This window comes from Acinetobacter sp. S-1 (genome assembly GCF_059579785.1).
In genome coordinates this window covers 2128408-2144295 of record NZ_CM184207.1, presented here as the reverse complement: position 1 = coordinate 2144295, position 15888 = coordinate 2128408, and the positions used below count along the sequence as shown (strand labels likewise).

At 33.8% G+C, this 15888-nt stretch carries 15 protein-coding genes and 1 tRNA gene; 5 read left to right on the top strand and 11 right to left on the bottom strand.

Annotation, left to right across the window (positions count from 1 at the left end; all coding sequences use genetic code 11):
• Positions 1 to 27 precede the first annotated feature (27 nt).
• Positions 28 to 891: a heme oxygenase-like domain-containing protein gene (locus AC52J8_RS10265; RefSeq protein ID WP_017481649.1), complete on the top strand. Its 864-nt coding sequence runs from the start codon at positions 28 to 30 to the stop codon at positions 889 to 891.
• Positions 892 to 1060: 169 nt separating this feature from the next.
• On the opposite strand, the gene AC52J8_RS10260 is transcribed toward AC52J8_RS10265, so the two are convergent.
• A tRNA-Ile gene (locus AC52J8_RS10260) sits at positions 1061 to 1137 on the bottom strand.
• Positions 1138 to 2250: 1113 nt separating this feature from the next.
• On the bottom strand, positions 2251 to 3135 hold the full coding sequence (locus AC52J8_RS10255; protein ID WP_086398927.1) for a LysR family transcriptional regulator: 885 nt from the start codon (positions 3133 to 3135) through the stop codon (positions 2251 to 2253).
• 89 nt (positions 3136 to 3224) lie between these two features.
• Here AC52J8_RS10255 and AC52J8_RS10250 point away from each other — a divergent pair, with 89 nt between their 5' ends.
• Positions 3225 to 3662, top strand: coding sequence for a PACE efflux transporter (locus tag AC52J8_RS10250; RefSeq protein ID WP_032003483.1), 438 nt, complete (start codon positions 3225 to 3227; stop codon positions 3660 to 3662).
• A 49-nt stretch (positions 3663 to 3711) separates the two neighbouring features.
• On the opposite strand, the gene AC52J8_RS10245 is transcribed toward AC52J8_RS10250, so the two are convergent.
• From AC52J8_RS10245 to AC52J8_RS10235, 3 genes are all read right to left on the bottom strand, one after another.
• Positions 3712 to 5127 carry a purine-cytosine permease family protein gene (locus AC52J8_RS10245; protein ID WP_032034789.1) on the bottom strand — a complete coding sequence of 472 codons (1416 nt, stop codon included), beginning with the start codon at positions 5125 to 5127 and terminating at the stop codon, positions 3712 to 3714.
• Positions 5128 to 5367: 240 nt separating this feature from the next.
• On the bottom strand, positions 5368 to 5832 hold the full coding sequence (locus tag AC52J8_RS10240; protein WP_069123051.1) for a hypothetical protein: 465 nt from the start codon (positions 5830 to 5832) through the stop codon (positions 5368 to 5370).
• Between the two features lie 236 nt (positions 5833 to 6068).
• Entirely contained in the window at positions 6069 to 6998 is a 930-nt protein-coding gene (locus AC52J8_RS10235; RefSeq protein ID WP_198912068.1) for a DMT family transporter, read from the bottom strand.
• 94 nt (positions 6999 to 7092) lie between these two features.
• Here AC52J8_RS10235 and AC52J8_RS10230 point away from each other — a divergent pair, with 94 nt between their 5' ends.
• Entirely contained in the window at positions 7093 to 7944 is an 852-nt protein-coding gene (locus tag AC52J8_RS10230) for a LysR family transcriptional regulator (RefSeq protein ID WP_086398928.1), read from the top strand.
• A gap of 54 nt (positions 7945 to 7998) precedes the next feature.
• On the opposite strand, the gene AC52J8_RS10225 is transcribed toward AC52J8_RS10230, so the two are convergent.
• The 5 genes from AC52J8_RS10225 to AC52J8_RS10205 all read right to left on the bottom strand — a co-directional run bounded on the left by AC52J8_RS10225 (position 7999) and on the right by AC52J8_RS10205 (position 13703).
• Entirely contained in the window at positions 7999 to 8178 is a 180-nt protein-coding gene (locus tag AC52J8_RS10225; protein WP_057070710.1) for a hypothetical protein, read from the bottom strand.
• Between the two features lie 559 nt (positions 8179 to 8737).
• The gene (locus tag AC52J8_RS10220; RefSeq protein WP_086398929.1) at positions 8738 to 9757 is read right to left on the bottom strand and encodes a fimbrial protein; all 1020 of its coding nucleotides are present in this window, start codon (positions 9755 to 9757) and stop codon (positions 8738 to 8740) included.
• Positions 9754 to 12294, bottom strand: coding sequence for a fimbria/pilus outer membrane usher protein (locus AC52J8_RS10215; protein ID WP_471675478.1), 2541 nt, complete (start codon positions 12292 to 12294; stop codon positions 9754 to 9756). The genes AC52J8_RS10220 and AC52J8_RS10215 overlap by 4 nt, the downstream gene beginning before the upstream one ends.
• A 55-nt stretch (positions 12295 to 12349) precedes the next feature.
• The gene (locus tag AC52J8_RS10210) at positions 12350 to 13093 is read right to left on the bottom strand and encodes a fimbrial biogenesis chaperone (protein WP_033849813.1); all 744 of its coding nucleotides are present in this window, start codon (positions 13091 to 13093) and stop codon (positions 12350 to 12352) included.
• 73 nt (positions 13094 to 13166) lie between these two features.
• Complete coding sequence (locus AC52J8_RS10205; protein ID WP_025465521.1) at positions 13167 to 13703, bottom strand: fimbrial protein; 537 nt, start codon at positions 13701 to 13703, stop codon at positions 13167 to 13169.
• A 445-nt stretch (positions 13704 to 14148) separates the two neighbouring features.
• Between AC52J8_RS10205 and AC52J8_RS10200 the strand changes: the two genes are divergently transcribed.
• Positions 14149 to 14499, top strand: a complete 351-nt coding sequence (locus AC52J8_RS10200) for a hypothetical protein (RefSeq protein WP_017386793.1) — start codon at positions 14149 to 14151, stop codon at positions 14497 to 14499.
• A 63-nt stretch (positions 14500 to 14562) separates the two neighbouring features.
• Entirely contained in the window at positions 14563 to 14775 is a 213-nt protein-coding gene (locus AC52J8_RS10195; RefSeq protein ID WP_039760740.1) for a hypothetical protein, read from the top strand.
• A 48-nt stretch (positions 14776 to 14823) separates the two neighbouring features.
• On the opposite strand, the gene bioB is transcribed toward AC52J8_RS10195, so the two are convergent.
• Entirely contained in the window at positions 14824 to 15813 is a 990-nt protein-coding gene (gene bioB / locus AC52J8_RS10190; protein ID WP_017386794.1) for a biotin synthase BioB, read from the bottom strand.
• Positions 15814 to 15888: the final 75 nt, after the last annotated feature.

The window sequence follows — 15888 nt, the reverse complement described above, 5'->3', positions numbered from 1 at the left end:
GCTTCAATAAGTTTAATGAGAGCGGATATGCCTAAGAAATTTGAGAATTTTAATAATCCTAGAAAGAAAGCACTCGCAGGGATGAAACAAAGCATTTCAGCTGAACTATGGGAAAAAAATTCAAACTTTTTGACCCGATTAAGAGCAAAGATTGCGAAACATCCTGTATCTCATCATCCTGCAATCGATACTTTAAATAATGGCGAAATTAATAAAGAAGATTTAAAAAAAATTCATTTAGAGTATCGTCATGCAATTGTGCAAACTTTTACTGATGCATTGCTCATGGCCCAATTTCAAACTAAACAATTAGAGCCGAGATTGCATGCTGGTGCAAAAATGTTCCCGCGTTTTCTTTTGAGTTTAAATATTTTTGATGAGTTTGGATTTCGGCCAGGATTGGATAAAGACGGCTACTATCAGGGAAATCCTGAATATGCTCATTATCCTTTATTTGAAGATATATTGAATGATTTCGGTATTACAGAACAAGATCGTCTAACTTATCATCCGACTGAAATTGCAGATCAGGTTAGAGTATTTTTAGAAAATGCTTATGATGACTATAAAGCTGTTTCAGCCTTATTAGCAGTCGCAGAAGAAGAAGTCATTCTGTATAGTCCACCTTTACGTAGAGCTACTAAAGCAGTTGGTCTAGATGTGGAGGGTGGTGGTTATTATCATGTACATGGTATCTCTGAGGATGAAAGTGCTGAAGCAGCAGATGATGATCATGAAGAAGATTTATGGTATGTCTTGATGCAAGCTTGTACAGAAGAAGACTATAACTATATTGAAAAATTGTGCTTAGAGTATTGTGATTTATGGGAAAAGTTCTGGGATACACAATTAGATAATTCTGAGCCAATGCGAAAGCAAATCTTAGCTTAATAGATGAAAGATGGATATTTAGTACGGAACGTAAGTGTATTTTAAAACATCTAAAATTTAGGGATAAAATAAATTTAAATTTTGAGTATTTTTTATAAGAGTAAAGCATATTTTATTTGGATATATATTAAAAAACCCCATAAACTTTTTGTTTATGAGGTTCGGTATTTGGTGGGCCCACACAGACTTGAACTGTGGACCAACGGATTATGAGTCCGCTGCTCTAACCAACTGAGCTATAGGCCCTATAAGTCAGAAAAGCTTTTAATCTCAATGCTTTTCAGTGCGTGCAATACTAATCAATTTTTTAATTAAACACAAGTCATTTTCTGAAGTAGACGCAAACTAAACCCAAAAATATTGTGTCTTATTGGTTAATATTTCAAGCGATAGTGATTCTAGCTTATGTGTACTTCAAGAGTAAAGTGGGAGAAGTTATTTATCGATCAATTAGAATTTATTCCAACAATCTATTGTGACGATGACTTAATTGTATTTGTAGTTTGAGACATTAATTTATATAAAATAAATTTTGTTTAAAATATAAGCAGAGTGTATGGGTGTATTGTTTGAATGTTTTGAAAATCTAGAGTTGGATAAAATTATTTAATATAAATGGAAATCAAAAATACTATATAAAATTTTCTATATTTTCATATTTTAATTAAACTTTGGATATATCGTAGCTTGTCTTTTTAATTATATCTTTCAAAAAATAATAGTTGCAATAACTCTCTCAATAAGGTTCTAGCCTATATGTAGAAAAAATATAGGCTATTAGATCCAAATTACTGAAGAAAATAGTATTATTAATTTTTAGATTAGCTTGAAATTTAAAATCAGCTTAAAAAAGTAAACATTAAGATATAAATTTAGCAACTTTAATAATGAAACATAAAACTAACAAATAAAGGGATTTAATATTTTTGAGGTAAATAAATTTAATTAAAATATAATACTTTTTCTTAAGGTATTTGTTGTGTTTTTCTAAAAAAAGCTGTTAAGGGCGGTAATAGAAATTTTTATCATTAAACTATCTTTCCTTCTCTAAAGTATTTTCTATATAAAACCTAAATTGTGATTGTTTTCACAATAGTGTAAATGTTTGTATCTTATAAATTTTATTCTTGACTAAAACACTTGGTTTTAATAAAGTATAAGTGTATTTTTTACAAAACAAAATATTATTGCTTAATCCTGAAATACAACAAGAGGCCTACTTTCTAAGTAGGCTTTTTGTTTTTAGTAGTATTTAGAGAGATGGCGCAGAGTAATAAGCTTAAGCTTTAAATAAACTAGATTTAACAAGAATAAAAATTATAAAAAATCTTTAGACTTTCAGAACTATCCTATAAAGTTTTATAAATTTTCTTGAATAATTTGAATCAACTCTCTAGCTGCTTTAGGTAAAGGGCGATCTTGGAGCCAAATTAAATAAATCGATAGAGGTAAATGATTTTTTGTATTTTTAAAATCTAAAAGGACTAGGTGACCTTGATCAATTTTATCTTGTACTAATGATAACGGAAAATTTCCCCAACCAAGTCCAGCTTCAACCATATTAATTGCTGTTTGTAGACTATTGGTTTTCCAGTACATTGCACCAATAATTGAACGGGGATCTTTCATTTCATGTTCACTACTTGCCACAACAATTTGTCTAATATTGATTAATTCCTCTATAGAAAACTGCTTTGTTTTATCTTGTAGTAGAGCATGGCTAGAAGAAATCGTAGCGGCTACTGTTTCAGTCATTACCAATTGTAGATTCTCGCGCATTTTTATATTGAGGTCTGAACCCGCTAAGCAAAGACTGATTTGCTCCGTATAAAGTAAATTAACAATGTCGTCTTGGGGAGCAGTAATAACTTCTATGTTCAGTAAAGGGAATTTATCGGCTAGTTTCTTTATTGAATGGAATAATAATTTTGTATTTACATCGGAAACAACTCCAATACGCAATTTACTTTCAAGTCCTAAAGAAAGTTCATGTGCATGAGTGCTAAATAGCCTAAGTTGTTCAGAAATGATCCGTGCTTGAGGTTCCAAGGCTAATGCTGTAGCGGTAGGAATGACCTTTCTAGGAGTCCGTTCAAATAATATATAACCCAATTCTGCTTCTAAATTAGCAACGGCCATACTTACTGCTGAGGGGACTCGATTTAGTTTACGAGCAGCCGCAGAAAAAGAACCCATATCGAGTACGGTTATGAAAAGTTCAATATTTTCACTGTTAAAATTCATTTTGATATCAGCTGAACTGAAAGCTATTAACTTTATATATGATTTTGACTGAAATTAAAATATAAGGAATTAAGCAGAGTTTAGTGATTATGCAAGGTATAAAGCGTCGAATAGTATATGTTTCTTCCTATGAAATAATCGGAATGGTTATTTCATCAGTAGGATTAGCGATTTTGGCAGGTGATAGTGTTGAACATACTGGACCACTATCTGTCATGATTACGACCATCGCTGTAACTTGGAATTTTATCTACAATATTTTATATGAGAAATGGGAAGCTAAACAAAGCAGTCATATCCGTACAGTTAAGCGTAGAGTTGGACATGCCATCGGTTTTCAGCTTACTTTGGTTCTGTTTTTAATTCCTCTTATTTCATGGTGGATGGATATTTCCTTGATTGCTGCTTTTTGGTTAGATGTGGCCTTTATTATCATTATTCCTATCTATACTTTTATATTTAATTGGAGTTTTGATAAGTTATTTGGATTGCCTATTTCGGCACAGGCTAAAGCGCTATCAGAATAACCGTAAAAAGCTATCAAGGTAATCGACGTTGATAGCTTATCTAGTTTCATTATTTGATTTGATCAATGACTAACTGTTTTGAAAACTTTAATTGAGCTTTCTTGGCGAAAATGTAATAAATCAAAGCAGTAGAAATAAGACCTACGAGCCACGATAAATCGATTCCTCCTAGCATTGCCGCAATTTGTCCCGTATAAAATTTACTATCAATAAATGGCAGTTGAATCAAAATACCTAGAAAGTAGCAGGTAATTCCAATCCGATTCCAACGGCCATACTTACCATTTGGATCATAGAGTGCATCTACATCACATTCTTCTTTAGAGATAAAGTAGTAATCAACAAGATTAATGGCACTCCACGGAATAAAAAAGGTGAGTAAAAACAAAATAAATGCTTTAAAGGCGCTTAAAAAAGTATGTTCACCTATAATTGCAATAAAGGTTGAGACTACAACCATAGCAAGGACAATCAATAATCTTGTTATTTTTGAGATTTGATTTGTCGATTTGAAACTATTCCAAATCGTAGCAATACACATAAAACTGCCATAGGCATTTAAGGTTGTCAGAGTAACTTTCCCAAAAGCGATACTAAAATATAGAAAGGTCACGACAAGGGCAATTGGGTTCATACCAACAACATATTGAACTTCATTTCCGACAAAATTGCCGTTTGCAACCTGAGCGATTAAAACGCCTAAGCTCATAGAAATTTGTGAGCCAATTAAAGAACCTAAGCCGACAGCCCAAAAAACACGAGATGAAGATGTTTTAGTTGGAAGATATCGAGAATAATCTGCAACATAGGGGCCAAAAGAGATTTGCCAAGAAGCAGAAAGGGAAACTGCTAACAAGAATGAAGACCAGCTGAAATGACGTACTGCTAAGAGTTCAGAAAAATCAGAAAGTGCGAAGATCTGAGTCAAAATAATCACAAAAGCAATCAAACCAATAATACTGGCTACTTTGCCTACCAAATGGATTAAACGGTATCCAATCGTTGCGAATAAAATGATTAAACTTGCATAAATTAAGATACCAGTTGTATTGCTGACATGTGCCAAATGTGCAATTGCTTTACCCGCTAATACCTCTCCAGTTGCGGTAAAACCAATATACATAAGGCAAACGAGTATGATTGGAATACAAGCGCCATAAACCCCAAATTGCACACGACTTGAAATCATTTGAGGGAGACCAAGTTTAGGACCTTGGGCAGCATGCAGTGCCATGACGGCAGCCCCAAAACATTGTCCTACTAATAAGCCGATAATAGACCAAAAAACATCTCCGCCTAACACAACGGCTAGCGCGCCAGTCACAATGGCTGTGATTTGTAAGTTGGCGCCGAACCATAGGGTAAATTGAGCAAATACTCCGCCATGTCTTTCATTTTCAGGAATAAAGTCGATGCTTCGGTTTTCTATAAAACTACTATTAGGTTTCCCAGCCGATGAGTCCATTTCACTCTCCTTATCCTTTAAGAGCCATCCTATTCTTATTCATTCATATTTGTATAAGCAAATATAAACATGTATATACAAGTAATTTTAAGAAGAATCAAATATTTTTGAATTGTAGGATATTAAAATTTAATTAAATAATTAATAAATAAAAGAAAAAGTATTTGACTGATTTTATTTTTTAAAAGTTAAATGATAAAAAAATAATATATGAAAAAGCCCTCTGCAGAGGGCTCGATTTTATGCATTTGCGTCTAAAACAAGTTGGAAATAAGTGGGAAGTTCAGAAAATTGTACCAGTTGGGTCTTATCCTCTTGCTTAAAATAATACTGATAATTTGGAGTATTTAAATGGTTATCTAGATATTGGGTTGCATCTGTAAACTGTGCTTTTGCAATAGGCTTATCTTTCTTGCATTTAATAATAACAGGATTTACGGAGTTTAATTTTACAGGAACGCCATTTTCAAATTTAGCAGTTTCAATCAATAAGGAAATTTTGAAATCTCCGAAGGTTACACAGAAGTGGCCTCCATTTTCTGTCTTAATTTCTCTGTCAGAGAAAAGATCTTTAAATAAATTCTTAAGGGATTCTCTATGTTTATCTAAGGCAACTTGAAATTCATGATCTCGTTGCTCGATCTTTTCTTGCTCTTCTTGTAGCAATTTGGCTTGCTTTTCAATTGTTGTAAAATCCAGCTTCATTTTAATATCTCCTTTGGTTGTTTTAAAACTATATATGGCAATCTTTTATTAAGTTTTAAAGAAACATACAGTATTTGTTACAACGGAATAATTAAGATGAGCTTTTGTATAAACCATCACAAATGTAAAAAAATTTTGAAAATATAAGAATTTAAAGAAATTATTGAGGAATAATTTTTATATTTGAAAATGCTGCTACATATTAAGGATAAATTTTTAATGTAGCAGCACATTTCTTATTTTGTACAAGGTTTTGCTATAAGTGTAGTGCTTTTAATTTTAAAAAATCCTCCGCTACTCATTACACCAAGCATCACTAAAACTGTTCCTACTAACTGCCAAATATTGAGGGCTTGTCCAGTAAGTAGAGCAATTATCATACTGAACACTGGCACAAAGTTAAAAAAGACAGAAGCACGACCAGCACCTAACTTTTGTATACCATTAAACCAGAATAGATAAGCAATCATGGTAGAGCAGATAACAACATATCCCATGGCTAAGTGCGCATTTATTGGGGCAGATGCAATTGCTGTAAGAGGATCTTCAAATATCACGCTCAACAAACCAAGTGTTATTGCCCCGAACAGCATAGAAAAAGTTGTTGTTTCTAAAGGGGTAGCATTTTTTACATAACGGCGAGACAGTACATTTGCTAGGCAAAATCCAAATGCGCCCAATAATATAAATAAATCTCCAATGTCTATTTTAAGGTGCAGTAAAGTTGTTATATGTCCCTGACTAATCACCAGTAACACACCACTTAAGCCAAATAAAACGCCTAAGAATTTATTAGTGGTAAGTTTTTCACCATCTAAAAGGATTGTCATTAATAGAGTCATTAATGGCGTGGTTGCCATAATTAAAGCACCGTTAACAGCTGATGTGGTTTGAAGTCCATAAAAACAGCCGATGTTGAATCCCGCAATTCCGATAATACCAATAATCAGATAGATAGCTATATTCTGTCTTAAGGCTGTCCATCTAAGCTGGCCTGTTATTGAAAAGATTAAGAGTAAGCCTAGACTTGCAATAAAAAAACGTTCAGACGCAGCAGATAACGGGGGCATATGTTGAATAATATAAGACATTGCATTAAATGCTGATCCCCAAAAAAACATCGTTAAGACAACACCAGCATAGGCATAAGCCACCGTTCTGTTCATGGACAGGCTCCCATTAAGAAAGGTTTTATTCTCGACAAATCTATAAAGGTGTACAATTCCATATTAATACACTTCTAATGTGAAAATTTGCACAATGATTGATTGGGAAAATTTGCATTACTTTTCAGTTTTTACAGAAGAAAAGTCACTTTCTGCTGCTGCCAGAAAATTGGGAGTAGATCATGCAACTGTATCTAGAAGAATTGCCCAGCTAGAACAAAATTTAAAACTTAAATTAGTTGATCGTAGGCCACGGACATACATTCTGACTCCTGACGGAGAACGTCTTGCACAAGTAGTTGCTCGTATGATGGAAGAAACTTTTTCTATTGAACGTTTAACTCAAGCAGGTCAGCAAGAAGTAATGGGAAGTGTCTCTATTAGTATGCCTCCTTTAACTGCTGCACATCTCATCATGCCTCATTTGGGTAAATTTTATCGCCATTATCCGCAATTAAAATTACGGGTACTCGGTGATGTTCATTATGTTTCTTTACAGCATAGTGAGGCCGATATTGTGGTACGATTTGGACGTCCTAAGGATGAAAATTTAGTTGCTCGAAAAGTAGGTGAAATACCTTTTGGAATATATGCAGGTCCAAATTATTTAGCTTCAACAGATCCTGAAAATTATGAATGGATTAGTGTAGAAGTGGGGGGAGTGCATGGTCAAAAACAGCAAAAGTTAAAAGAAAGGTTAAATCATAAAGAACCTATAATGGTTACCAATAATCCCGAGTTACAGTGGAGAGCTGCATGTGGGGAAATTGGTTTAGCGGTCTTACCTGATTTTTTAGGAGCTATTAGCAATTTGGTCAGATTACAAGATGATTATCCGATGAGTGCTGAAATATGGTTAGTCACACACGAAGATTTACGGCATAGCCCTGCAATACGTGCAGTAATGGATTTTCTAGTAAGCTGCTTCGAACCTTTCAAAATATAAATTTTCTTTAATAAACAAGGTGAATATAGATAATTATATCAAAGTGGTTTTCATCTAGTTATCAGAAAAAAAGCCTGCATCTTCACGTGCCTGTTTTAAAGCTAAAATAAAAGATATTAGTAAAAGTAGTCCTATGAGGAAAAGAAAAAGATCAATTTTACTGATCGCGTAACCTATACTTATAGCTCCTAGACTTAGTAAAACAATACATAATATTTTCCAAAAAATGAGCATGTTACGTTCTGATAAAAGCCTAAGAATATTGTTTGTAATTGAAGGGGATTTCTAAATTTATTTATGTTTTTTTTATTATAGATTATGTAATTCTTTATAATTTTATAAAATTCGTTTTTTATTAAGCTTTTGAAAAATAAAATAAATTATTTTTAGGTCATGTATATCGATTTCTTTCTTTTTCCTTAAAATTAAGTTTTTATTAATTAATAGAATGATAATTCTTTAGAAACACTATAAAATAGGAATGTAAAAAATAAATTTAATTTTTTAAATAATATAAAACAATAGCTTACTGTGATTATTTAAATTTTTGTTAAAAAAAAGACTTGATTTTTAAGCTAAATTTTGGAATTATAGTTATGCAAATTGTGATCTATTTCCCACAATTTGTATTTCAGGTTAAGTGGTTATCACTAATGCTCATTTGCTATTTTTGCTTATGAGCATTTTTTTATGTGACTTTTTAATATAACTACAAAATTTCTGAAACGTTAAATTTTAAGATTATTTAGCTGAGCTAAGCTTAATTATTTTTTAATAAATTTTAAGAGATAAATTAATCATATTGAATAGTTACAGTTGCTGTTGCCGTAACCTCGCCCGCGCTTACATTAGCCGCTGTTTGATAGTAACGAGCAGTTAAGGGGATGTCGTACTCTATAGTCTGATTAGAGCTGACTATGCCTATATTTTGTTTTATTGTTTTTTGAATTGGGTTATTGGTACCATTCATATTCCATAATAGTTCTACACCTACACCATTGGCTTTGGTTGAGTTCGCGGCACTATTATTAATGACCTGATTATTTTGGGGATCAGAATTGTAGTCAAAACTTAAGCTGATGGTGTTACTTGTTGCTATACCCGAGTTGTTTTCGCCGCCATTACATAAAATCGATAGATTAAAACTCTGCTCGCCTTGTGTTGAACCAATCGCTTTAAAACCTGACTTTGTAACAGTCGGGAGTTGAATAGGTATATCTACACCATTTTGAATTTCACACGATGAAGACGCGATCAGAATAGGAGCATTACTTAATACTGTAGTAGTTAAAAATGGTCTGTTTTGTTGACCTGATACATAATAGGTGCTGTAACGTCCTGCTACTAATGCTCCTGAACCTGTGGTCATGGATGTTTTAATAACTTCCATAACAAAATATCCTGGTGAAAGGGTATATGCAGTATTTGGGGTTAAAGTACGTCTATATGGATAATACCCAGAAAAATCTGAAGCATCTGCTGCTTCACGATAAAGACGAATACCAATACCGGGAATATTGGTTGCATATACATTATTACCTATTGGGCTAACTGGATAATTTAAGGGGAGAGCCGCAATAATTTGATCACTAGCACGACTACATGTTGCAGTGGAATTATTGGGAGAAATTGTAAAAGTATTCCTTTGTAAGATAGTCCCTATAGGGTCAGTCGGTTTTACGACGATTTTACCAATGTTCATCGGGATATCGACGGTGGTAAATCCCTTACTTAAATTACAATTTGCATTTGTATGGCTATAAGCAAATAGACTCACTGCCAAAAATCCAATTTTTTTTAAAATCTTATTCATTTACAGACTGCCTTTGTCATAATAATTGATTGATTGTTATGCTTTATTTGATCCGTGATATCGTATTCAAGTTCGCATTTTTCAGTACTCCTTTCTCCCCATTTCACATATAAACGGTCATGGGTTAAGGGGGTTCGTAAATAAATACGGCTGCCTTGCGCAACCATACCTATTACTTCGTTATTTTGGTTATATACCTGTGCGGCAAAAGGCAAATGTGAGCCATCTAAAGTTGTTGGGCTGATAAAAAGTGCATAACCTTTTTTTGTTGAGAATTGAACTTTAGTGATTGAGCCTGCATAGGGAGCAATACGTAAGCTACTTTCAGCTAGTTCAACCTGTGTGGACATGTTTTGCGGATCAAGGCTAATGTCATTCATATGGTAAGGCGTAACATAGGGGATAACCGCATATCCATTTTTGTTTATGCTGAGACCTGGTGTATTACTGACTTGTGCTCCTGTTGCATCTGGTGCATAAACTAAAACCATTGTTTGAGCTTGATCTGGACCAAACAGAATTCCTTGGGGGTGAGCAACGATATTGCCACTCAAGTTAAGCATTTCTTGTTGATATGAGTCAGCGTAACTAAATGAAGCACCTAATGTTGTGTAGTTTGTCTTATAGTTGCCATTGATATTGAGATTCGTTTGCCCATGGTTTTGACTGGAAATTGATGCGCCGTAATTCAACCGGTTTCCTGTAAAACCGCTAAAACTCAGAATTTGGCTATTTTCACTTATAAGACTATTAAAATTTAAAGAGCTTTTCTTAAAATCTAAGGGAAAGGATAGAGAAATGAGGTATTGAGTATCTTGGTTAGCTCGCCCGCCAGCTTCAATAGTTTCACTATTAATTGCAGAGAAACTATAAGTTAAATCTTTAAATTGGTTGCTATAACCTAATTGGAATTGCTTATTAGTAGTAGACTGGTTCCAATAGTTTGTCCACGAACCTACTAAATAGAAATTTCCCCATTGGTTTGGAAGAGCTTGATTTAAATTAATCTGGAATTCACTTTTTTGCTTACCTACCGAAAAACTATCAATGTTTTGCTCTTGTAAGTCCCGAATTAAAATTGCATCACGTAGTTTGAGATAGTTTTGCGTTGAATAACGATAAGTTGCTAGTGTTAAGTTAGTATGCGTTGGAGAAAATACCTTATTGTAACTTAAACGATAACTTTGCCCTGTCATTTTAGGTTGATGGGAAAAATTGGCATTTGAATGTGATGCATCAAAAGAAATAGCGCCAATAGGCGTTGAAAAAGCTGTACCTAACAATACAGAGAAATACTGCTGTGTTCCTTGAATTGCGCTATAAGTTGTAAGGTAATTGTTGATTCCGCGTTGATATTTACCCTGTATTAACCATGGAGTTAACTTAATGTTTGGGTCTCGAAATTGTCCTAACGTGAATGAATATCGGCTCATTTGAGGGCGTAGCATTTCAATTACAGAAGCATATGGAATAGAATATTTTTGAACTATTCCATTAGATTCAAGTACCGAAACTTGTAATTCACCTCCAAATCCTGTGGGATAGAGATCATTAATTTCAAAGTTCCCAGGTGGAACAGTGGTCTGGTAAATTAAATTACCTTGTTGTCTAACTTCGACTTTTGCATTGGTTTTGGCATAACCTCGAACTCTTGGAGCATAACCGAGCATGCTATTTGGAAGCATTCGGTCATCACTTGAAATATTCATTCCACGATAGGGCAAAGAGTCAATAAAATCGCTATTAGTAAAATAATCTCCTAAAGTCACAACACCGTGAATATCGGGAAACGCCTTTTGTACATATGTATTTGTCGAGGTATAAGAAGAATTATTAGATTGAGAATTAGATTGGCTTTGCCATTTCCATTGTCCATTATGGCGAAACTGCCAATTTGCTAAATTTGCTCCAAGATTGGTTCCCATAAAAGCATAACTATTTTCATGTTGTTCATTGACTATTCGATATGCTGTGGCGTTATAGCTTAAAAAAGCTGCATTAATACCGCGATCCCACAAATGTGGATCGATATAGCCTTGCGGATTTTTTTCTAAGATGACTTGCGGGATCGAAATATCAATTCTTAAACGGGAACTATCAAATACATAAAAAGCACTATTTATCCATGATGCGAGAGCTTTACATGAAAGTGATGAATTAGAGTTATGTTGACTTAGAACATCAGCTTTTACACCATATTCAAGCAACATGGCCTCTGTAAAACATGTTTCAGCATTTGTGTTAGGAGCTGAGGCAGTAAATCGCATACGCCGTTTACCCAGCCATTGACCATTAATATAAACATCTAAGCTATATTCACCAGGCAAGATCGGGTTTCCGTATTTGAAGCGAGCTATATCAATTTTTTGTGCATTACCTACTAAGAAATTGCTATCAAATTCAGCCTTTGTAAAATGTGGAGCATCAGTAGTATTTTCAGCATATATAGCCATAGGCATGAATAGCGTAATACTTGAGACGACATACCAAGTAAAGGGGCTTTTTAAACATATATAAGGTATAAACCATTTAGACATAGCTCTAGAGCCTATTCACGATAGGTTTTAAATTTTCTTAAGTAATACAAAGGGGTTAGAATTTTATTGGGTGCTCAACTCGTCCACCGTAATCATTGATATATACAAAGCTCATATCGGCTAAGTTTTTATTTTTTAGTTTAATTTTATCCTCTGAAAAAGGGGCAATCATTAAGCCTTGTTGCAATAAGTCTGTTTTATGGCTTTCACTTCCTTGAAAAATGGAGGTAATAGTAAGAAAAAAAGGTGTCGGATTTTTTATCATTAGATATTGATCATTTATTTCCCACACGACTTTGTCACTTAGTTGATCAATATTTTCTTTTAGATCTATAGGGCGGTAAAAAAATTTAATTCGCGAACGAACAGCGAGTTGCAAAAAATTGTTAGAGGTTGTTGTGGTTTGACCTTGTTGAGTTCTCCCTTCAGGTTTAGGAGGGATATCTAAAACATTAAGCCAAAAAATAGATTCTTGTTGTTGGCTTAGTTGAGATGTAGTAGGTAAAGCTGTAATTCTTAAGGTTTGCCCCTTAGTTGCCTCTACTCGTGAAATTGGGGGAGTAATAATGAAAGGTACATTTGTTTCATCTGGTGTTGACTTTGCATTTCCATCATCGATCCATGCTTGAACAAGAGACGGGGCCGTGCCGTTATTACTCAGTTGTAATGTGATCTCACGGGCATTTGAAGGATAAATGACACGAGTACCATGTAAAACAATCTCAGCATGACCTGTAGTAGTGAGCGCTACTTGCAGACAAACTAATCCCCAAAAAAATTTACGACCACGAAAAAGCATCAGTCATATTCTCAATAACAAATAATAGGAAGGAGATAGCTTCTATTCATGAATAGAAGCTTCATTTTTAAGTTTATTGATAAATGATCGTGTATTTTACTTGCGATGTTACCGTACCAGCAGTAGAAGCACCTGTAGCATAATATTCAGCATAATAGTTAAGATCAGCACTACCGCCTGCTGAAACATTTACCCATTGTGAGTTCGTTTGAGTTTCATTTGTGCTTGTAGCAAGTACAGGAATTACAGCGTTATTACTGCCAAGTAACTGAATATTTACATTTGTTGCTGCACCAGAAGTTGCTTGGTTTAATAAACGACCCGTATTAAAGTCAACGGTTGCGCCTGGTTCAAAATAAGTTGCGACTTTACCTGCAGCGGTACAGTTCGTTAAATTAATTTGAAAAGGTGTGCGACCAGCTACATCACCAGCATTTTTTAAGGTTTGAGATGAAACAGTAGGCAAATTGATTGTTAAATTTTTATCTCCAGTATCAATAGTACAAGTATTATCCGTGACAAGACCATTAATAGTAATTGTGCCATCTGCTGCTTGTGCATTTGCTATATTTAAGAAAGAAACTGCCGCCACAAAAATAAATTTTTTCATAAAATCCCCAGAATAGCTTTTTAAAATAAAATCCATTACTTTTCAGTAAGTTTATTCTGATTAAGTAAGGCGAGGGAAATATATCACTTTTCAATCAAAAAACAAGAAAAACATTATATTTATATGTATTTTGATCAATTGTTTTTATTAACAAAAATTAAAAAATTTATTTTTTATCATTTGGTAAAATAATTAATTAGTTTTTATTTAAAATAGAATTTAAAAATTAGTAATATCTAAGTAATTGTATTTTATTGAATTAATGAAATTTTAAAATATTTAAGATAATATATATCTAATATTTTTGATTAAGCTATTGTTTTTTAATGATAAAATTGTTTTGTGTATATCTTATAAATATATTTAATTTTTTAAGAATTTTTTAAGGTTCAATTCCTACTGTTTTAGTTGTAATTTAATAAAAGATAATCTGGAGTTCAGTTCCATGAATACTATGAAGTATAGCTATAAACCTAATTACTTTTTCTTTGCTCATAAATTAGTTTTATTTTTAAAGGATTATCTCATCAAGCATCCGACGGAGCAGCAAACAACGTTTAACTTGCAAACGATTTATGACATCTTTAGCCATGATCTTGCTTCAAGTACGACAAACCTTGAAGGTATCTTAAATATTGCAGATGAATATGTCTTTGAAACAGAAGATGGCTTACTTCCATTAATTAGCAAGCATTCAGTCAATCTCAAAAATCATGTACTTTCTTTAGAATTTACACCTCAAGCCTTGGCAAGTCTATTGTCAGGTCATTCGTTAGTAAATCCTAAAGCAGCTTAGATTTTCTTTTAAGGTAGAGTGAACTCATATAAAATTCATAAAATTTATTTTTAAGAGTTATTTATGAGTAAAGACTTCAAGGCCTTAACTTATATTGCGGATGAAAATGTAGCAGATACAGTGACTTGGCTTTTAAACCATCAAGATGTTTTTGATTCTTTCAATTTTGATGTGTTGAGCCAAGAATTCACAGTAACGCATGCAGCAGGAAAGGATATTATTCGAGTCGGAACCTTTCTAAACGCTACTTACGGAATATTAGTAACTTCTATATAAATGAAAAAAGCCCTGAATGATCAGGGCTTTTAAATTTTCTAATTTGAGTTAAGCACTCATTGCATCTACTGATAAATCAGCAACTGTTGGCTTTGGTTTTTCAGCCGTTAAACCTAGTTTATTAAATAAAGCTTGGTCTTTACCTTCACCGGCATTTGGTGTGGTTAGTAGTTTATCACCAGAGAATAATGAGTTTGCACCCGCCATAAATGCTAATGCTTGGTCTGAATCACTTAATGATTCGCGGCCCGCAGAGAGACGGATATAACTATGAGGCATGATAATACGCGCCACAGCAATAGTACGAATCCACTCAATTACATCAAGCTTTTCAACATCAGCTAAAGGTGTTCCTTCAATAGGAACAAGCATATTGATTGGCACAGATTCAGGGTGAATTGGTAGGGTAGCTAGTTCATGTAATAAACCAATTCGGTCTTCACGAGTTTCGCCTAAACCCACAATACCGCCACTACAAACTTTCATACCAGCTTGACGAACATAATCAAGGGTATTTAAACGGTCATCAAAAGTACGAGTACTAATGATGTGAGAATAATACTCACGAGATGTATCTAAATTGTGGTTATAGTAATCTAAACCAGCAACCTTTAGGCGTTCTGCTTGAGATTGGTTAAGCATCCCTAAAGTCATACAGGTTTCCATACCTAATGCTTTAACTTCACGTACCATTTCTAAAACATAAGGCATATCGCGCTCATGTGGGTTACGCCAAGCAGCACCCATACAAAAACGTGAAGAACCTGAATCTTTTGCAGCTTTCGCTTCACTAATCACTTTTTCAACAGCAATACGTTTTTCTGCTTCTAGTTTTGATTCGTAATGTGCCGATTGTGAGCAGTATTTGCAATCTTCAGGACATTTACCCGTTTTAATAGATAAAAGGGTACTGACCTGAATTGAATTGGCGGTGAAGTGCTCACGATGTACTTGTTGAGCCTTGAAAACTAAATCCAAAAAAGGTTGTTCATATAAAGCTTGGATTTCTTCACGATTCCAATCATTACGTAGAGTCATTGTCATATCCATGATGATGGCATTAATTCACTATACATAATCATACAGAATTCGTATTAAAGCTATAGGGCAAAA

Coding starts and splice junctions, on each gene's coding strand:
- AC52J8_RS10265 (WP_017481649.1), top strand. CDS start 28: ATGCCTAAGAAATTTGAGAATTTTAATAATCCTAGAAAGAAAGCACTC.
- AC52J8_RS10255 (WP_086398927.1), bottom strand. CDS start 3,135: ATGAATTTTAACAGTGAAAATATTGAACTTTTCATAACCGTACTCGAT.
- AC52J8_RS10250 (WP_032003483.1), top strand. CDS start 3,225: ATGCAAGGTATAAAGCGTCGAATAGTATATGTTTCTTCCTATGAAATA.
- AC52J8_RS10245 (WP_032034789.1), bottom strand. CDS start 5,127: ATGGACTCATCGGCTGGGAAACCTAATAGTAGTTTTATAGAAAACCGA.
- AC52J8_RS10240 (WP_069123051.1), bottom strand. CDS start 5,832: ATGAAGCTGGATTTTACAACAATTGAAAAGCAAGCCAAATTGCTACAA.
- AC52J8_RS10235 (WP_198912068.1), bottom strand. CDS start 6,998: ATGAACAGAACGGTGGCTTATGCCTATGCTGGTGTTGTCTTAACGATG.
- AC52J8_RS10230 (WP_086398928.1), top strand. CDS start 7,093: ATGATTGATTGGGAAAATTTGCATTACTTTTCAGTTTTTACAGAAGAA.
- AC52J8_RS10225 (WP_057070710.1), bottom strand. CDS start 8,178: ATGCTCATTTTTTGGAAAATATTATGTATTGTTTTACTAAGTCTAGGA.
- AC52J8_RS10220 (WP_086398929.1), bottom strand. CDS start 9,757: ATGAATAAGATTTTAAAAAAAATTGGATTTTTGGCAGTGAGTCTATTT.
- AC52J8_RS10215 (WP_471675478.1), bottom strand. CDS start 12,294: ATGTCTAAATGGTTTATACCTTATATATGTTTAAAAAGCCCCTTTACT.
- AC52J8_RS10210 (WP_033849813.1), bottom strand. CDS start 13,093: ATGCTTTTTCGTGGTCGTAAATTTTTTTGGGGATTAGTTTGTCTGCAA.
- AC52J8_RS10205 (WP_025465521.1), bottom strand. CDS start 13,703: ATGAAAAAATTTATTTTTGTGGCGGCAGTTTCTTTCTTAAATATAGCA.
- AC52J8_RS10200 (WP_017386793.1), top strand. CDS start 14,149: ATGAATACTATGAAGTATAGCTATAAACCTAATTACTTTTTCTTTGCT.
- AC52J8_RS10195 (WP_039760740.1), top strand. CDS start 14,563: ATGAGTAAAGACTTCAAGGCCTTAACTTATATTGCGGATGAAAATGTA.
- bioB (WP_017386794.1), bottom strand. CDS start 15,813: ATGACTCTACGTAATGATTGGAATCGTGAAGAAATCCAAGCTTTATAT.